Annotated in this window: 17 protein-coding genes; 10 read left to right on the plus strand and 7 right to left on the minus strand. The window is 61.3% G+C overall.

The window, feature by feature from the left end; genetic code table 11:
* The first annotated feature begins 6 nt into the window (after positions 1–6).
* The 3 genes from trpC to ACSQ8V_RS16115 are packed head-to-tail and all read left to right on the plus strand — an operon-like array spanning position 7 to position 2,246.
* Positions 7–792, plus strand: a complete 786-nt coding sequence (gene trpC, locus ACSQ8V_RS16105; RefSeq protein ID WP_436206336.1) for an indole-3-glycerol phosphate synthase TrpC — start codon at positions 7–9, stop codon at positions 790–792.
* A 21-nt stretch (positions 793–813) separates the two neighbouring features.
* Positions 814–1,470, plus strand: coding sequence for a CYTH domain-containing protein (locus ACSQ8V_RS16110; protein WP_436206337.1), 657 nt, complete (start codon positions 814–816; stop codon positions 1,468–1,470).
* Positions 1,467–2,246, plus strand: a complete 780-nt coding sequence (locus tag ACSQ8V_RS16115; protein ID WP_436206338.1) for a uracil-DNA glycosylase — start codon at positions 1,467–1,469, stop codon at positions 2,244–2,246. Before ACSQ8V_RS16110 ends, ACSQ8V_RS16115 begins: the two co-directional genes overlap by 4 nt.
* 68 nt (positions 2,247–2,314) lie before the next feature.
* Here ACSQ8V_RS16115 and ACSQ8V_RS16120 read toward each other — a convergent pair whose 3' ends face one another.
* From ACSQ8V_RS16120 to ACSQ8V_RS16135, 4 genes are all read right to left on the minus strand, one after another.
* The gene (locus ACSQ8V_RS16120) at positions 2,315–2,911 is read right to left on the minus strand and encodes an FMN-dependent NADH-azoreductase (protein ID WP_213768488.1); all 597 of its coding nucleotides are present in this window, start codon (positions 2,909–2,911) and stop codon (positions 2,315–2,317) included.
* A 147-nt stretch (positions 2,912–3,058) separates the two neighbouring features.
* Positions 3,059–4,858 carry a M61 family metallopeptidase gene (locus ACSQ8V_RS16125; RefSeq protein WP_436206339.1) on the minus strand — a complete coding sequence of 600 codons (1,800 nt, stop codon included), beginning with the start codon at positions 4,856–4,858 and terminating at the stop codon, positions 3,059–3,061.
* Positions 4,859–5,015: 157 nt separating this feature from the next.
* Positions 5,016–5,747, minus strand: a complete 732-nt coding sequence (locus ACSQ8V_RS16130; protein ID WP_436206340.1) for a DsbC family protein — start codon at positions 5,745–5,747, stop codon at positions 5,016–5,018.
* Between the two features lie 47 nt (positions 5,748–5,794).
* Entirely contained in the window at positions 5,795–6,967 is a 1,173-nt protein-coding gene (locus ACSQ8V_RS16135; RefSeq protein ID WP_436206341.1) for a UbiH/UbiF family hydroxylase, read from the minus strand.
* A 252-nt stretch (positions 6,968–7,219) separates the two neighbouring features.
* Between ACSQ8V_RS16135 and ychF the strand changes: the two genes are divergently transcribed.
* The 5 genes from ychF (at position 7,220) to ACSQ8V_RS16160 (ending at position 12,738) form a co-directional block, all read left to right on the plus strand.
* On the plus strand, positions 7,220–8,314 hold the full coding sequence (gene ychF / locus ACSQ8V_RS16140) for a redox-regulated ATPase YchF (RefSeq protein WP_436206342.1): 1,095 nt from the start codon (positions 7,220–7,222) through the stop codon (positions 8,312–8,314).
* Positions 8,315–8,453: 139 nt separating this feature from the next.
* Positions 8,454–9,296 carry a DNA damage-inducible protein D gene (gene dinD, locus ACSQ8V_RS16145; protein WP_436206343.1) on the plus strand — a complete coding sequence of 281 codons (843 nt, stop codon included), beginning with the start codon at positions 8,454–8,456 and terminating at the stop codon, positions 9,294–9,296.
* An 89-nt stretch (positions 9,297–9,385) separates the two neighbouring features.
* Entirely contained in the window at positions 9,386–9,676 is a 291-nt protein-coding gene (locus ACSQ8V_RS16150; RefSeq protein WP_436206344.1) for a DUF3761 domain-containing protein, read from the plus strand.
* Between the two features lie 208 nt (positions 9,677–9,884).
* Positions 9,885–11,552, plus strand: coding sequence for an energy-dependent translational throttle protein EttA (gene ettA, locus ACSQ8V_RS16155; protein ID WP_436206345.1), 1,668 nt, complete (start codon positions 9,885–9,887; stop codon positions 11,550–11,552).
* 67 nt (positions 11,553–11,619) lie between these two features.
* On the plus strand, positions 11,620–12,738 hold the full coding sequence (locus tag ACSQ8V_RS16160) for a DUF748 domain-containing protein (protein WP_436206346.1): 1,119 nt from the start codon (positions 11,620–11,622) through the stop codon (positions 12,736–12,738).
* Positions 12,739–12,745: 7 nt separating this feature from the next.
* On the opposite strand, the gene ACSQ8V_RS16165 is transcribed toward ACSQ8V_RS16160, so the two are convergent.
* From ACSQ8V_RS16165 to ACSQ8V_RS16175, 3 genes are read right to left on the minus strand one after another with little or no spacing between them, the layout of a single operon-like run.
* On the minus strand, positions 12,746–13,369 hold the full coding sequence (locus tag ACSQ8V_RS16165) for an HAD family hydrolase (protein WP_436206347.1): 624 nt from the start codon (positions 13,367–13,369) through the stop codon (positions 12,746–12,748).
* A gap of 16 nt (positions 13,370–13,385) precedes the next feature.
* Entirely contained in the window at positions 13,386–15,206 is a 1,821-nt protein-coding gene (locus ACSQ8V_RS16170) for an aminopeptidase P family protein (RefSeq protein ID WP_436206348.1), read from the minus strand.
* 41 nt (positions 15,207–15,247) lie between these two features.
* Positions 15,248–15,511, minus strand: coding sequence for a hypothetical protein (locus ACSQ8V_RS16175; protein ID WP_436206349.1), 264 nt, complete (start codon positions 15,509–15,511; stop codon positions 15,248–15,250).
* A gap of 201 nt (positions 15,512–15,712) precedes the next feature.
* Between ACSQ8V_RS16175 and ACSQ8V_RS16180 the strand changes: the two genes are divergently transcribed.
* A complete protein-coding gene (locus ACSQ8V_RS16180; RefSeq protein ID WP_213768476.1) occupies positions 15,713–16,462 on the plus strand; it encodes a response regulator transcription factor in 750 nt (249 codons plus the stop codon).
* 51 nt (positions 16,463–16,513) lie between these two features.
* Positions 16,514–17,827 carry a glutamyl-tRNA reductase gene (gene hemA / locus ACSQ8V_RS16185; RefSeq protein ID WP_436182807.1) on the plus strand — a complete coding sequence of 438 codons (1,314 nt, stop codon included), beginning with the start codon at positions 16,514–16,516 and terminating at the stop codon, positions 17,825–17,827.
* The last annotated feature ends 9 nt before the right edge of the window (positions 17,828–17,836 follow it).

Raw genomic sequence — 17,836 nt, forward strand, 5'->3', positions numbered from 1 at the left:
CAGGACATGAGTGACATTCTCGACCGCATTATCGAAGTCAAACGAGGCGAAATTCGCATCGCGCAGGAAAGCGTGTCGCTCGAGGAACTGCGTTTGCAGGCGAGCACGCGCGACTCGCGCGACTTCGTCGGCGCATTGCGCGTGAAGCACGCCGCGGGGAAGCCGGCGATCATCGCGGAAGTGAAGAAAGCGAGTCCGTCGAAGGGCGTATTGCGCGAGAACTTCGTCCCCGCCGAAATCGCGAAATCGTACGAACAAGGCGGCGCCGCGTGTTTGTCGGTGCTAACCGACGTGCAGTTCTTCAAGGGCAGCGTTGCGTATCTCGAAGAAGCGCGCGCCGCTTGCAGCCTGCCGGTTCTGCGCAAGGACTTCATTGTCGATCCTTATCAGATCCTGGAAGCCCGCGCGATGGGCGCCGACTGCATTCTGTTGATCGCCGCCGCGCTCCAGCCCTTGCAAATGCGCGATCTGGAAGCGTACGCGCACTCGCTCGGGCTGGCGGTGCTCGTGGAAGTTCACGATCGCGACGAACTCGAGCAATCGCTTACGTTGAAGACACCGTTGATCGGTGTGAATAACCGCAATCTCCGCACGTTCGAGACATCGATTGAAACGACGATCGGCATGCTGGACATGGTTCCGGAAGATCGTATAGTGGTGACCGAATCGGGCATTCTGAGCCGCGTCGATGTCGACCGGCTACGCGCCATGGACGTGCAGACGTTCCTGGTCGGCGAGGCGTTCATGCGCGCCGACGATCCCGGTACCGAACTGGCGCGAATGTTCTTCTGACGCTGTTGCACGGAGTTTATTTTGAGTATTGAACGCGAGATCAAACTGGCGCTGCCTACGTCGGAACATGGCGAGATAGCGAAGGACCTGACGCAACGCACCGGTCGGGAAGGCCGCAAGATCCAGCTCACCAACGTGTACTTCGATACCCCTGACCGTGCGCTCGCGAAGGCGAAAAGTGCGGTGCGTCTGCGCGGTACGCCGGATCAATGGTTGCAAACGTACAAGACGGCGGGTGAATCGACGGGCGGTTTGCACAACCGCCACGAGTGGGAGCGGCCCGTAGCCGGCGAAGCGCTGGAAATCCCCGCCCTGCTTGAAATTTGCGATGACGAGCACGCCGCCAATGCGCTCAGCGACGCCGCGCCCGAATTGGCCGCGCTGTTCCGCACCGATTTCTCACGCGTGATCTGGGACATCGAGATCGACGGTGCGCGGATTGAAGCCGCGCTGGATCTCGGCGAGGTGGTGGCTGATGTGAACGGCGAGCGCCTGACCACGCCGATCAGCGAACTCGAACTCGAACTGAAATCCGGCAACGAGGAAGCATTGAACGCCCTTGCCGCGCAAATGCGGGGAGCGTTTCTGTATCTCCAGCCTGAGGACGCCAGCAAGGCACGCCGAGGCTACGACCTGTGCGAGTCCAAAGTAGCTGGCTCCAACGGCGGCGTGAAATGAGTCAGGCGTCACTATTTGAAGCTGAGTCACCGAAAACCCAGCTCGAACCGTTCACGTCGCTCGAAAGTCAGTTCGACGCGTTGCCGGCGGACTGGCGCAAGCATCTGAAGACTTTTATCGACAGCCCGCATTACGCCGCGTTGTGCGCGTTCGTCGACGCCGAGCGCGCCGCCGGCAAGACCGTGTATCCCGCCGATGTCTTCCGCGCGTTGCGTCTGACTCGTCCCGGCGATGTGAAGGTCGTCATCCTCGGACAGGATCCTTACCACGGCGAAGATCGCGGTGCGCCGCAAGCTCACGGCCTGGCGTTTTCGGTGCCGGAGCCGGTTCGGCCGCCGCCATCGCTGAAAAATATCTTCAAGGAAATCAACGCCAGCCTTGGTTTTACTGCGCCCGCTCACGGTTGCCTCGACGCTTGGGCGCAACAAGGCGTGCTGCTGTTGAACACATCGCTGACGGTGGAACGCGATAAAGCCGGCAGCCACGCCAAACGCGGCTGGGAGCATTGCACCGACACGCTGATCCACGAACTTGCCCTTCGGCACGAACATCTCGTGTTCATGCTTTGGGGTGCGCATGCGCAGGCAAAACGAGGATTGATCGCGTCGGCGGTGGCATCCGGGAAGGCGCACTGCGTGCTGGAAGCGCCCCACCCGTCTCCGCTGTCAGCGCATCGCGGCTTTCTGGGTTGCGGGCATTTTGTGTCGGCGAATACGTATCTTGAGCAACACGGGCGACGCGCCATCGACTGGCGTTTGCCTGACGTCCCAGCGTAAAAAACCCGCCGATGTCTCACGACACGGCGGGTTTTTTCAAAAGCGTCCTGCTTACTTCACAAACTTGCTTACAGCGCGGCGATCGAGTCGCGTGCGGTAGCCAAAGCGGCGCCGGCAGCGTCCGGGCCCATTGCCAGGCCTTCGGCGAAGATGAAGCTGACGTCGGTCATGCCCAGGAAACCGAGGAACGACTTCAGATACGGCGTTTGCGAGTCGTTCGGCGTGCCGCTGTACTTGCCGCCACGTGCCGATACAACTACCACCTTCTTGCCCGTCACCAGGCCTTCCGGGCCGTTCGCACCGTACTTGAACGTGATGCCCGCACGTGCGATCCAGTCGAAGTACGCCTTCAGCTGCGACGAAATGCCGAAGTTGTACATCGGCGCTGCGATCACGACCACGTCAGCCGCTTGCAATTCGGCGATAAGCGCTTCGCTCTTGGCGTGGATCGCGTTTTGTTCAGCCGTGCGTTGGTCGGCGGGCGTGAAGAATGCGCCGAGCGTGGCATCGTCGAGGTGGGGAAGGTTGTCGGAGAGGAGATTGCGCACGACTAGCTTCGCACCCGGGTGCACTTGCTGCAGCTTCGCCGACACTTCGTCAGCGAGCAACGTTGATTGGGCGCCTTGCGAGCGAGCTGCGGAATTGATTTGAAGAATGGTCGTCATAATGATTCCTGTGTCTGTTGAGTTCGAGCACGGATCGCGCTCTGACAGGACGCATTCTTCTTTTTTACGACGCCGGGAACAAGCTGCGCACTCGTGACGGATTGTTGCAACAATAGAACAATCCGCCTTTAGCGCTGCTTTAACGCCTCAACCTTTCAGCCAGCGTTCGCGCCATTGCTTCGACGGACCGCGCCCATCGGCAGTGGAAAGCACATAACGCGATACTTCCGGCGGATCGAGCCTGACCTGCGTGACACGCAATTCGTCACGACGGAATGCGTGCACCTCCACCTTCGCGCCTGGCAAATAGCGCGCAAGCAGCGTGTCGAGATTCGATCCGGTCACGCGCAAGCCGTCGATTGCAACCAGCACGTCACCCGCCGATAACCCCGCCTTCTGCGCCGCGCTATTCTCGTGGACGGCCGCGAGTACGCAATCCGCGCCATTGCGAATCCGCGCGCCGAGCGACGGTTTCCCCGCCGTGCCGTTGGTCGCGACATCGGGCGCGAACGTGATGCCGAAGGGCTCGAACAAAGTATCGAGCGGCAGATCACGCGTCCCGTGGACACCGTCGCGGAATAGCTTTTTCAAATCGGCGCCGGTAGCTTCGGCGAACAAGGCTTCCACCTCGCTTTCTTCGATACCCCGCGCTTTGCCGTGATAAAAATCCCGGCCGTAACGTTGCCACAGAAGCCGCATGACGTCGTCGAGTGACTTCTTGCCTTCGGTTTGCGCGCGGATCGACAGATCGAAAGCGAGCGCGACGAGCGAACCCTTCTGGTAATAGCTGACAATCGCGTTCGCCGCGTTTTCGTCCTGCCGATAATATTTGACCCAGGCATCGAACGAACTTTCGGCCACGGTCTGCTTGAGCCGCCCCGACCCACGCAACACGCCACCGAGCGTCTTTCCCAGAAGCGAAAAATACTCGCTCGCGCTGATCAGGCCGCTGCGCACGAGCATCAGGTCGTCGTAGTAGGACGTAAAACCTTCGAACAACCACAGCAGCGACGTGTAATTTTCCTGCGATAAATCGTACGGCGCGAACGCGGCCGGTTTGATGCGCTTCACGTTCCACGTATGGAAATATTCGTGGCTGCAAAGACCAAGATACGTCCGATAACCATCCGTCACATCCGGGCGCCCGGCAACGGGCAGATCGGCGCGATTGCAGATCAGCGCCGTCGATGCACGATGTTCCAGGCCACCGTAACCATCGGCGACAGCGACCGTCATGAACACATAACGATCAACCGGCGCCTTCTTCGTGCGCGGCTCGAACAACGCAATTTGCGACTCGCAAACGCGCTTGAGGTCGGTTTCCAGGCGATGCATATCGAGCCCGGTCACGCGGCCTGAAATCACGATGTCGTGCTTCGCGCCGTGGGCATCGAAGGAACCGAGCGCGAACTCGCCGAGCGTCACGGGATGATCGATCAGCGCATCGTAATTCGGCGCTTCATACGCACCGAAGCCATAGCGCTTCGTGCCGCGCGCCTCGGGCAATGCCGTCGCCACGCGCCAGTTCGCGTATTGCGTGCCCGCAGGCTTTTGAATATCGACAATGCACAGCGCATCCGCCTGCCCTTCCACCGCGAGGAACACGCTCGTGCCGTTGAAAAAACCGATGGTGTCGTCGAGATGCGCGGCACGCACCGACAGGTCCCAGCCGTAGACCTCGTAACGCAGCGTGATCGGGCCATCGTGCGGTGCGGTTGCCCAGGCGTGCTTGTCGGTTTTATCGATGGCGAGCTTGCGGCCGGCCGCGTTGAACGCCTGCAGCGTCACGATATTGCGGGCGAATTCGCGGATCATGTAGCTGCCCGGAATCCACACAGGCAGCACAAAACGCTGGCCCGACGGATCGGGTTGCGCGACGGTCAGCGTCACTTCGAACAGATGCGCAGCGGGATTTTTCGGAACGATGGTGTAACGGATGGCGTTCATGCGTCGAGGTCCTTTTGTTCTTGTCGCCGGGTTTGGCTGTCCGGGCTTTTCGCGGTTGAACCGCTCATTGCAGAATCAGGCAAGTGGAAGTTCATGAAAGCGAAAGAGGCGCTTCGCGCGCCTCCTTCGTCGTTGGTCCACGAATCGACAGCGGACTTCAGTGAACCGCCGACAATTCCTTCTCCAGCCGATCGGCCGGCACTGCGCCGGGCAGACGGCGTCCGTCGGCGAGGAAAACGGTCGGCGTACCGGTGACGTTCATCGACTGGCCGAGCTTCAGGTTCTTGTCGATGGCGGTTGTGTCGCAGCTGGCGGCGGCGGTCGGCGTCGTGTGGTCGAGCATCCAACCTTCCCAGGCGCCCGAACGGTCCTTCGAGCACCAGATCGACTTCGACTTGACCGACGAATCCGGCGACAAAACCGGGTACAGGAAGGTGTAGATGGTGACGTTATCGACGGATTTGAGCGTGGTTTCGAGCTGCTTACAGTACGGGCAATTCGGATCGGAGAACACCGCGATCTTGCGCGCGCCCGTGCCCTTCACCACTTTGACCGCGTTCTCGAACGGCAGCTTCGCGAAGTCGATCTTGTTCGTTTCCGCCAGGCGCGCTTCGGTGATGTTCGTGCGCGTGCGGGTATCGACGAGATCGCCCATCAGCAGATAGTTGCCGGTCGCGTCCGTGTACACGATCTGTGCGCCGAGGTTGACTTCGTAGAGCCCCGGAACCGGGGACTTCTCGACGCTTTTGATGTCGGCGTCACCAATGCGCGATTGCAGCGTGGCCTTGATCTTGTCGGTGGTCTGATCGGCTTGTGCCGCGATGCCGATACCAAACACCGCGGCCAACGTGGCAGCAGCGACCAGGGCGCGGCGAAGAGTGATTTTCATTCGAATTTCCATCAATCTGAAGTAGGTGGGATGTTCTTGACCGGGTCTCAACCAAGCGCCGCAGACACAAGCCAGCGCTTGATAAGCGGTTGTGCACCCACGAGCGCCATGCCGGTATTGCGCAGTCCGCGAGCGAGCGTGCCGGGCATGGCGAAGAGTTTCTGCAGGCCGTCGCAGGCGAGCGTCAATTTCTGGATGTCCTCGCGACGGGTGCGTTCATAGCGGCGCAGTAAAACCGGGTCGCCGGCTGAGCGGAATGCTTCCTTGTTGGCGAGGGTTTCGGCCAGCGCGGCGACATCGCGCAAACCCAGGTTCATGCCCTGCCCAGCCAGCGGGTGAATCAGATGCGCAGCGTCGCCCACCAGCGCCACACGTGCGCCGATCAGCCGGTCCACGGTTTGCAGCGCGAGCGGAAAGCCCTGCGCGGGCGTCACGCATTCGAGCGCGCCAAGCATGTTTTGCGTGGCCTTTTCGACTTCCGCCGCGAGTTGGGCGGGATCGAGTTTCAGGAGGGTATCGGCGTGTTCGGTTTTAGCGGACCATACCAGCGACACGTGATCGCCGGGCAGCGGCAACAACGCGATGATCTCGCCATCGCGGAACCATTGGTACGCCGTCTCGCCGTGCGGCTTTTCGCACTTGAAGTTCGCGACCACGCCCGTTTGCCGATAATCCCGGCGCTGCATCTTCGCGCCCGTCTGCGCCCGCACCCAGGAATGCGCGCCATCCGCGCCGACCACCAGGTCCGTTTCGAGCGTGTCGCCGTTTGCGAGGGTCAGATGGGCGGCGTCGTCGTGGATCGCCAGGCCCTGGGCGCGCGAATCGATCCACGTGAGGTTCGGCTGGAAACGCAGCGCGGCATCGAGCGATCGTTCAATCAGCGACGACTCTACAATCCACGCCAATTGCGGCACGGCCGCCTGGAACGCGGAGAAATGCAGTTCGGCGAAGGCATCGCCGAAAACGCGCATGTCCAGCACCGGCCCGAGCTTTTCGCGCTCCAGCGCCTGCCAGACGCGCAGCCGTTCCAGCAGCGCCTGCGAGCTCGATGACAGCGCGTAGATGCGGGAATCGAAGCTGCCGGCGGCGGGCGGGGCTGCAGCAGGCGTTGCCAGCAACGCGGTGCGCAGGCCGGATTGTGTCAGCGCGAGCGCCGCCGTCTTGCCGACGAGCCCGCCGCCGACCACGACCGCATGAAAATTTCTTGAGTGGAAAGTCATGCGGCCATTATAGCCGCCGGGGTATGCCGGGAATCGATGGTCAATGCGGTGTTTCAGCGGGTGCGACGCCCTGTAGCGGCACATCCCGCCCGCCCAGCCGACCCGGCCGTGGCGCTACAATAGCGGTTTTTCCGGCCCGTACGACGTGGCCGCCCGCTACGCGCCTTGGTCGCCGGGGTTGTGAAACCCGCGACACGCGCATCCAGCGTTGACCCACGCGGCGCACGCCGTTTCACCAGTTCGAAGGATTCCATGAGCCTCCAATGCGGCATCGTCGGCTTGCCTAACGTCGGCAAGTCCACACTGTTCAATGCACTGACCAAGGCCGGCATCGCCGCCGAAAACTATCCGTTCTGCACGATCGAGCCGAATGTCGGCGTAGTCGAAGTGCCGGATCCCCGTCTGGCGGCGTTGTCCGAGATAGTCAAGCCCGAACGCGTGGTTCCGGCCATTGTTGAGTTCGTCGATATCGCGGGGCTGGTCGCCGGCGCGAGCAAGGGCGAAGGCCTGGGCAACAAGTTCCTCGCGAACATTCGCGAAACCGATGCCATCACGCACGTCGTGCGCTGCTTCGAAGACGAAAACGTGATTCACGTCGCGAACAAGATCGACCCGCTCGCGGACATCGAAGTCATCAATACGGAACTGGCGCTGGCGGATTTGGCGACGGTCGAGAAAGCTCATCACCGTTTCGCCAAGTCGGCGCGCTCGGGCAACGACAAGGAAGCGGCGAAGCTCGTCCCCTTGCTGGAAAAGATCCAGGCGCAACTCGATCAGGCGAAGCCTGTGCGAGCGCTGGAGCTGAGCGAAGACGAACTCGCGCTGATCAAGCCGCTGTGCCTGATCACGGCCAAGCCGACCATGTACGTGGCGAACGTGAAGGACGATGGTTTCGAGAACAATCCGCACCTGGACGCGGTGCGCAAGCACGCGGAGGCCGAGGGCGCGCCGGTGGTGGCGGTGTGCGCGGCGATCGAAGCGGAAATCGCGGATCTCGACGACGCCGACAAGCAGGAGTTCCTGGCCGATATTGGCATGGAAGAGCCGGGCCTGGATCGCGTGATTCGCGCGGGTTACAAGCTGCTCGGATTGCAAACGTATTTCACGGCGGGCGTGAAGGAAGTGCGGGCATGGACGATTCATATCGGCGACACCGCGCCACAGGCCGCCGGCGCTATTCACACGGATTTCGAGCGCGGGTTTATTCGCGCGCAGACCATCGCCTTCGATGACTTCGTCGCGTTCAAGGGCGAGCAAGGCGCGAAGGAAGCCGGGAAAATGCGGGCGGAGGGGAAGGAATATGTCGTGCACGACGGCGATGTGATGAATTTCTTGTTTAACGTCTGATGTAATAATTTGTCGTCCGAGGTTGTTCGAGGTTGTGATTAAAAGCGGAGTCCCTGATAAAGGGATTTCCGCTTTTTTTATTGCTTTGCGCCGGCTGCCTTGCTTGCCAACCGCGCGCAACCCACCTTGGACGGTGTACATGAAGACCGAACTGATTTACTCGTTGACCGAGCATTTCGAAGCGCATGCTCAGCAGACCAATAACGGCGTCGAATTCTGGCTTGCTCGCGACCTTCAGCACCTGCTTGGGTATGCGAAGTGGGAGAACTTCGTCAAGGTTGTGAACAAAGCTGAGATTGCCTGCGAAACATCGGGGCATGCGGCAGCAGACCATTTTCCTGACGTCAGGAAAATGGTCGACCTCGGCTCAGGCAGCCAGCGCGAAGTCGATGACATCATGCTCACTCGCTACGCCTGCTATCTTGTCGCTCAAAACGGCGATCCCAAGAAGCACGAAATTGCGTTTGCACAGACCTATTTTGCCGTCCAGACCCGACGCGCCGAGTTGATCGAGCAACGCCTGCTCGACTCGGAACGTCTGGTCGCCCGCATGAAATTGACCAATACGGAAAAGGAGCTATCCGAAGTGATTTTCGAACAAACCGGTGGAAACGACGATTTCGGCATGATTCGGAGCAAAGGCGATCACGCCTTGTTCGAGAAATCCACCCAGCAAATGAAGTCGCATTGGAAGGTCCCCGCCAAGCGGCCATTGGCCGATTTCGCGCCCACGATCATTCTCAAGGCAAAGGATTTCGCAGCGGAAATCACCATCTTCAATTCGCGCGAGAAACAGCTTGGCAATGAAGAAGCGATCTCGCGGGAACATATCAACAACAATGGGGCGGTTCGTAAGACCCTCCTTGAACGCGGCATCCGGCCGGAAACCCTTCCTGCCGCGGAGGACGTGAAAATGGTCGCCCGCCGGCTGGCATCGGAAGATAAAACACGCGCGAAGAATCCGGCAGCGCTCGATTCCTGATTGATCCAGAAGGATCGCCGGTTCGATAATGCGGCGATCCCAAACGGCCAGCGCAAGCGTTCACGCTCCTCGCGCCCAAAACAAAAACAATGACGACACGTTTCTATCGCCGCACCGCTTCAATCCTCCTCGCCGCCGCCCTCGCGCTCAATGGCTCCGCCTCGTTCGCCTACGCCTATTCCTCCCCGAACGAATCCGACCTCGATAACCACCAGACCTATCGCAATCACGACGGCCAAACCGTCCACTCCCCGGCGCATTCGCGTTCGGGCGAAGCCCCCGACGGCGCCACCGCGCGATGCCGCGATGGCACGTGGAGCTTCAGCCGGCATCGCAGCGGCACGTGTTCGCGCCATGGCGGCGTCGCAGCGTGGCGTTGAGAACGCTTGGGCGCCGGCATCAAAGCCGATAAACGCCCGCCAGGCAGCCATATTCATCGAAGTACAATGTCGTCACTTCCCGCGCGCTGCGGGAGACGCATCGTCGCGTACTGAATCCAGGGGCTTCCCGGCAGAGGCTTAAGAACCAACAGCCGCCCGGCCGAAGCCCGCCGTAAAACCGCAAACCTCAAGACAACCGAACCCGCAAATGGCCCAATACGTCTTCACCATGAACCGCGTCGGCAAGATCGTGCCGCCCAAGCGCCAGATCCTGAAAGACATCTCGCTGTCGTTTTTCCCCGGCGCCAAGATCGGCCTGCTCGGCCTGAACGGTTCCGGCAAGTCGACCCTGATCCGCATCATGGCAGGCGTCGATAAGGACATCGAAGGCGAAGCCACGCCGATGCCGAACCTGAACATCGGCTATTTGCCGCAGGAACCGCAACTCGATCCGCAGCAAACCGTGCGCGAAGCGGTTGAAGACGGCCTCGGCGAAGTCTTCAGCGCGCAGAAAAAGCTCGACGCCATCTACGCGGCTTACGCGGAACCCGACGCCGACTTCGACGCCCTCGCCGCCGAGCAAGCCAAATACGAAGCGATCCTTGCAACCAGCGACGGCGGCACGCCCGAGCAACAACTCGAAGTCGCCGCCGACGCGCTGCGCTTGCCCGCGTGGGACGCGAAAATCGAACATTTGTCGGGCGGCGAAAAGCGTCGCGTGGCGCTGTGCAAATTGCTGCTGCAAAAGCCCGACATGCTGCTGCTCGACGAACCGACCAACCACCTGGACGCAGAATCGGTGGACTGGCTGGAACAGTTCCTGACGCGCTATCCGGGTACGGTCGTGGCGGTCACCCACGATCGCTATTTCCTCGATAACGCCGCCGAGTGGATTCTCGAACTCGACCGCGGCCACGGCATTCCGTGGAAGGGCAACTACAGCAGCTGGCTCGACCAGAAGCAGGATCGGCTGAAGCAGGAAGAATCGACGGAATCGGCGCGGCAGAAGGCGCTGAAGAAAGAGCTGGAATGGGTGCGCCAGAACCCGAAGGGACGCCAGGCGAAGTCGAAGGCGCGGATCGCACGGTTCGAGGAACTCAACAGCCAGGAATATCAGAAGCGCAACGAAACGCAGGAAATCTTCATCCCTGTCGGCGACCGGCTGGGCAATGAAGTGATCGAGTTCAAGAACGTGAGCAAGGCTTACGGCGACCGGCTCTTGATCGATAACCTCAACATGAAGATCCCGGCGGGCGCGATTGTCGGAATTATCGGGCCAAATGGCGCAGGGAAATCCACGTTGTTCCGCATGCTGACGGGTAAGGAACAACCGGATTCGGGCGAAATCGTCACGGGTCCGACGGTGAAACTGGCGTACGTGGATCAAAGCCGCGATGCGCTCAACGCCAACAAGACCGTGTTCGAAGAGATCTCGGGCGGCGCGGACGTACTCACGGTCGGCAAGTACGAAACGCCGTCGCGGGCGTATATCGGCCGCTTCAACTTCAAGGGCGGCGATCAGCAAAAGACCGTCGGCGCGCTCTCGGGCGGTGAACGCGGCCGCCTGCATCTGGCGAAAACGCTGATTGAAGGCGGCAACGTGCTGCTGCTGGACGAGCCGTCGAACGACCTGGACGTTGAAACGCTGCGCGCGCTGGAAGACGCGTTGCTGGAATTCGCGGGATCGGTGATGGTGATTTCGCACGATCGCTGGTTCCTCGACCGGATCGCGACGCACATCATCGCGTTTGAAGGCGATTCGCAAGTGACCTTCTTCGACGGCAACTATCAAGAGTACGAAGCCGACAAGCGTAATCGTCTGGGCGAAGAAGCGGCGAAGCCGAAACGCCTGCGCTATAAGCCAATCGTCCGATAAGCACGGCAAGGCCAACAACAACGCACCGGATCGCCGCCCGCGCGCGGCTTGGATGGGGGACATCGGGATGGCGGTTACAAAGGCGCAACGCGTGGCGCTGTGGGCGGGCGCGATCATCGTGGTGTTGCTGTTGGCAGTGGTCGGCGGCGGGTTTTTCGTCGCGCATGAAATGAAGGCGCGCGTGCTCGAAACGCTCGGGCCGCTCGGCTCCGTGGAAGATATCGACGTGGGTTATGCGCGCATCACGCTGAGCCGCGTGCGTCTGCGGGGACCGCAAGGCTGGCCCACGGACGACACGCTGCGCGCCGAGCGCGTGACGCTGAACATCGATATGCGCGCCCTCCTGAGCAACCGCGTGCATCTGCGCCATGTGACGGTGGACGGGTTTTATCTCTCCGTTGCGCGTTTCGCCGATGGCCACGTCGAGTTGCTGCCCAATCTCCGGCAGTCGACGCGCGAGGCTCAGGCCGGTTCAAGCGAAGCCGCGGCACACGCGCAGGAAGACCGTCTGATCGACCACGTCACGTTCGAGCGCGGCGCGATGGAGTTCTTCGATGAATCCGTGCAGACGCCGCCCTACAGGATCCTGATTGCCGATGCGCGGGCCAACGTCGACAACCTGCATCTTCCCGCGCTCGCCGAACCGACCAAGCTTGACATGACCGGGTCGATCAAAGGACCGTCGCACACGGGCACGGTCGCGTTCAACGGCTGGATAAAAATCGCGAACAAGGATTCGCAGACCCACACGACCTTGCGCAACGTCGACATTGTTACGCTCGATCCGTATCTGCTGAGGAAAGCGGGCGCGAAGACCAGCATCACGGGCGGCACGCTTGACCTTACGCTCGACGCCACGGTGCACGACTACCGCATCCACGCGCCGGGTTCGATCACGCTGAACCGGCTGCAGTTATCGGATACCGGCAATCCGCTCGACACCTTCCTCAGCATTCCGACCAAGCTCGCGATCGCCGCGCTGAAGAATCACGATCAGATCAAGCTGGACTTTGAACTCGACGGCGATCTGCGCGACCCCAAGTTTTCGCTCAACGAGAGCTTGATGAAAAAGCTGGCGGCGGGCTTCGCCAAGGTGGTTGGCGTGAACACCGAAGGCGTGGCCAAGAACGCCGGCGGTGTGGTCAAGAGCATCGGCGACACGCTGAAGCATCTATTCGGAAAGTAGAAAGTAATCACACGGGCAAACCGAGCGCCCTCAAGCGCGCTTCGGTCTGCTCGGCGTTCGTGTGATGCACGGCGTTCCAGCCAAGCGTGGTGGCAGCCCGGATGTTCTTCGCGTTGTCATCGATAAAAACGACTTCCTGCGGCTGAATGCCCGGAAGATGCCTTTCAATTTCAGCCCACATCAACGCGAAAATCGCCGGATCGGGTTTTGCGACCAGCACGCGCCCCGACACAACCACCTCGCGAAATCGCTGCAGCACCGGAAACCGCTCCCATGCCCAGGGGAAAGTTTCGGCGGACCAGTTGGTGAGCCCGAAAAGCGGCACATCCGCGGCTTCGAGCTTGTCGACCAGCGCGACTCCGTCTTCCAGCACGCCCGCCACCATTTCCTGCCAGCGCTCGTAAAACGCGCGGATCAGGGCTTCATGCTCGGGAAACCTGGCGATCAATTCAGCGTTGCCATCGGCGATGGTTTGCCCCGCGTCCTGCTGCAGCACCCAGTCCATCGCGACCACGTTGTCCATGAACCAGCGCCGTTCGGTTGGATCGGGAATCAGCCGGCTGTACACATACTCAGGATTCCAGTCAATCAACACTCCGCCGAAATCGAACACTACTGCCTTGATCGCCATGCGTTCGTTGCTCCGTTCAGATTGCTTGCGTGCGTTTTTCGAGCCACGTTTTGGCCGCGCCGGACACATGCGGCGAGACGCGTTCGAGGACCGTTGCGTGATAGTCGTTTAGCCACGCGCGTTCGTCGTCACGCAGCAGGGCCAGGTCGATGCAGCGTGTGTCGATAGGACACAACGTCAGCGTTTCGAACTTGAGGAAATCGCCGAATTCGGTTTTGCCAGCGAGCTCGTTCATGACCAGGTTTTCGATCCGAATACCCCATTTCCCAGGCCGATAAAGCCCCGGTTCAATCGACGTGATCATGCCGTCTTCCATCGCCGTATATGGCTCGGCCGGCGCGTAGTGCGAGATGACCTGCGGGCCTTCGTGCACATTCAGGAAATAACCGACGCCATGCCCCGTGCCATGTCCGTAATCCGCGCCGGCTTCCCAGATGGGCGCACGGGCGATGGCGTCGAGCATGGGTGAACGAATGCCGCGCGGGAAATGCGCACGCGACAACGCGATCGTCCCCTTCAGCACGATGGTGAAATCACGTTTGTGCTCAGCCGTAATCGTGCCGATGGGTACAACGCGCGTGATGTCGGTCGTACCGCTCACGTATTGACCGCCCGAATCGATCAGCAGCAAGCCATTGCCTTCGATCACCGAATGCGAGGCTTCGGTCGCGCGGTAATGCGGCATCGCGCCATTCGCATTGAAGCCGGCGATAGTCGCAAAGCTCAACGTCACGAAACCGGGCCGGCGCGCACGCGCAGCCGTCAATTTTTCGTCGATGGTGAGTTCCGTGATCGTCTCGTGCCCAAGCGTATCTTCGAACCACGCGAAGAATTCGGCGAGCGCCGCGCCGTCCTGTTCCATCGTGGCGCGAATATGCGCGGCGTCGGCGGGGCTCTTGCGCGACTTGGCGAACGTCGACGGGTTCACCGCTTCCACGATCTTCACCTCGGGCGGCACTTTCTCGAGCGAGCCGAACGTGATCCGGCGCGGATCGATGAGCAACGTGGAGCCCGCGGGCAACGCGGCAAGCGCATTGGCAACATCGGAATACGGCTCGACGCGCACGTTCTCCGTCAGCAGCGACGCCTTGAGATCAGCGGAAATCTTGCCATCGCCGACGAACAATGCGGCGTCATCCAGTCCGATCAACGCGTGCGCGACGAAGACGGGGTTATAGGTGACATCGGCGCCTCGCAGGTTGAACAGCCACGCGAGATCGTCGAGCGTCGAGATGAAATGCCACTGCGCGCCCTTCTCGCGCATCACGCGCCGCACTTCCGCCAGCTTTTCCGGACGCGTGACGCTCGCCTGAGGCGCGACGTGTTCGTACACACGCTCCGACGGCAAACCCGGCCGCTCCGGCCAGACGGCATCGAGCAGATCCAGGTCCGTGCGCAAGACGATCCCGCGCGCCGTCAGCGCATCTTTCAGCGCCCGCGCCGCCGCCACGCCGAGCACGGCGCCATCGACTGCCACCGTCTCGCCGGCCGCGACATTCTCCGCGAGCCAGTCCACATGCGGGGCGGATTGCTGTCCGGCCATCATCTTCATCAACGCGATACCGGTCCCGGCCAGTTGCGCCTCGGCCTGCGTCCAATAACGGCTGTCGACCCACACGCCGGCGAAATCGGCGGTCACGACCAGCGTTCCAACCGAGCCGGTGAACCCTGATAGCCACTGCCGCCCCTGCCAGTGCTCCGGCAGGTACTCGGAGATGTGCGGGTCCGACGACGGCACCAGCACGGCGGCCAGCGCCTCACGCGCCATGGCGCCGCGCAGCAATTCGATACGCCGGGCGAAAATCTGGCCATCGGGGGAATTCAGTCGATCGTTCATGGAGTCACCTGCAGAATTTTTTTGTTACGTCGAACATAAGATCAACGGCGCGCCGCCAGTCCCACCGTGACGGTTACGGCGGCCAGCGCCAACAGCACGCACGCAAGCCACTCAAGGGAGTCACCATCGTGGAATGCGCCGGTGATGTTGCCGAGCATTTTCGCGACTATCGCCGCCGCCATGCCCGCGAGTCCCGCCGCCCATAGCTGGCCGAATGGCCTTGAGACCAAACGCCGCAACGGGTGCAGCCACCAGCCGGCCAGCCCGACCACCAAACCGAGAAATACGATGCCAGGCCACCCCATTAGCGGCGCGTTCCAGCGGAATTAGGACTAAACCTATGGGTTGAATCGGATTCGTGAACTAGCATTTTCGGTTCTGTAAACCTAGAAGGTCTGGAAGGCGTTTGCAGCGTAGCGAATGAGTTTAGGGGGCTGGAATGGCGATGGCAAGCAAGTGCCGCGCCGCCCAGCCCGCTCTCAGCGCGCGCGGCGGCGTCGGAAATCATGCGAATCGCCATCATCGACGCGGACGTTCAGCACGCCGCACTCATCCGCCGGACGCTTGTCCTGGACGGCCATTTTTGCCATTTCTTCCCCACTGCGCCCGTGCTGCTGGATCGGATGAGGTACGACACATTCGACTTGCTGATCGCCGCCAATGAAACGCGCGACATGATCGGCGCGGAAATCATCGAACGGGTCAGGCAACTGGCGCCGCAGCTTCCCATCGTGTTGATCGCAGCGAGCCAGAGCGAATCCGACATGGTCGCGTGCCTGAAAGCCGGCGCTGACGATTGCGTCGCCAAACCCGTCCGCTGCGTTGAACTGGCCGCCCGGGTTGAAGTACTGGCGCGGCGTAGCGCGGTTCGTACGCCCGCCGCCGAGCATTTCGGCGAGTATCGGTTCAATGCGTCGGAATTGAGCGTGAGTTTCGTGGATCAGCGGGTCTTGCTCACGCCGAAGGAGTTCCGCTTCGCCCGGTTGCTGTTCACGAACCTCTCGCGCGCCGTCTCGCGTGCACACATCATGGAAGTGGTGTGGCCGCGAGGGAGCGACATGGCGTCGCGGACACTCGATACCCACGCGTCCCGCCTGCGCACGAAATTGCATCTCCGGCCCGACAACGGTTACCGGTTGACGCCGCTGTACGGCTACGGTTACCAACTGGACCGGATTGAAGCGGACGGCATTCCGGGCGGCTTGTCTGGCTTGGGTTTCCCAGCCGGAAATGAAGAAATCCGCGAAAGGCTATAATATCGGGCTAAATTCCAAGGTCCCACAAGGCCATCGGATCAGGCCCAAAACATGCAGCTCCTCGCGATCGGAATCAACCACCACACTGCGCCTGTCGCCTTGCGCGAACGCGTGGCGTTTCCGCTCGAACAGATCAAACCAGCGCTCGGCGCGCTGAAAGATCTGTGGCTGGGGTCGCTGGGGAAGACTGCACCGGAAGCCGCAATCCTGTCGACGTGCAATCGCACGGAGCTGTATTGCGCCACCGATGACAAAGCCGCCCGCGACGCCGCCATCCATTGGCTGTCCAAGTATCACAACCTGCCGGTCTCCGAGCTCGCGCCGCATGTCTACGCGCTGCCGCAGTCCGAAGCGGTGCGGCATGCATTTCGCGTCGCCTCCGGACTGGATTCCATGGTGCTTGGCGAGACGCAGATTGTCGGCCAGATGAAGGATGCGGTGCGCACAGCGTCCGAAGCCGGCGCGCTTGGCACGTATCTGAACCAGCTGTTCCAGCGCACCTTTGCCGTTGCAAAGGAAGTGCGCACGACAACTGAAATTGGGGCGCAATCTGTTTCCATGGCCGCTGCGGCCGTGCGTCTCGCGCAGCGCATCTTCGAAAACATTTCGGGCCAACGCGTGCTGTTCATTGGCGCGGGCGAAATGATCGAGTTATGCGCGACGCATTTTGCCGCGCAAAAACCGCGCGAGCTCGTGGTGGCGAACCGCACCGCCGAACGCGGCGAAAAGCTCGCCGATCGCTTCAACGGCCGTTCCATTCCGCTCTCCGAGTTGCCCGCACGCATGCACGAGTTCGACATCATCGTGTCGTGCACGGCATCCACCTTGCCTATCATCGGACTCGGCGCGGTGGAACGGGCCGTCAAGGCACGCCGCCATCGGCCGATTTTCATGGTCGATCTCGCGGTTCCGCGCGACATCGAACCCGAAGTGGGCAAACTGCAGGACGTATTCCTCTATACCGTCGACGACCTCGGCGCGATCGTTCGCGAAGGCAGCGCGTCCCGGCAAGCGGCGGTGGCGCAGGCCGAATCGATCATCGACACCCGTGTGCAGAACTTCATGCAATGGCTCGACGCACGCAGCATCGTGCCGGTGATCCGCCATATGCACACGCAAGCCGACGCAATGCGCCGCGCCGAAGTCGAACGCGCCCGCAAGATGCTCGCGCGTGGCGACGACCCGGCGGCGGTGCTCGAAGCGCTGTCGCAGTCGCTGACCAACAAGCTGATCCACGGCCCCACGCACGCGCTCAGCCGTGCCAGCCGTGAGAATCGCGACCAGCTCATCGACCTGATGGGTGGGCTTTACAAGCACGGCCATCCGTCGGGATCGAACGATCCGTCCGATCCGTCGGAAACTTAGCGCCCCTCT

This window comes from Caballeronia sp. LjRoot31 (genome assembly GCF_964253885.1).
Classification (GTDB): Bacteria; Pseudomonadota; Gammaproteobacteria; order Burkholderiales; family Burkholderiaceae; genus Caballeronia.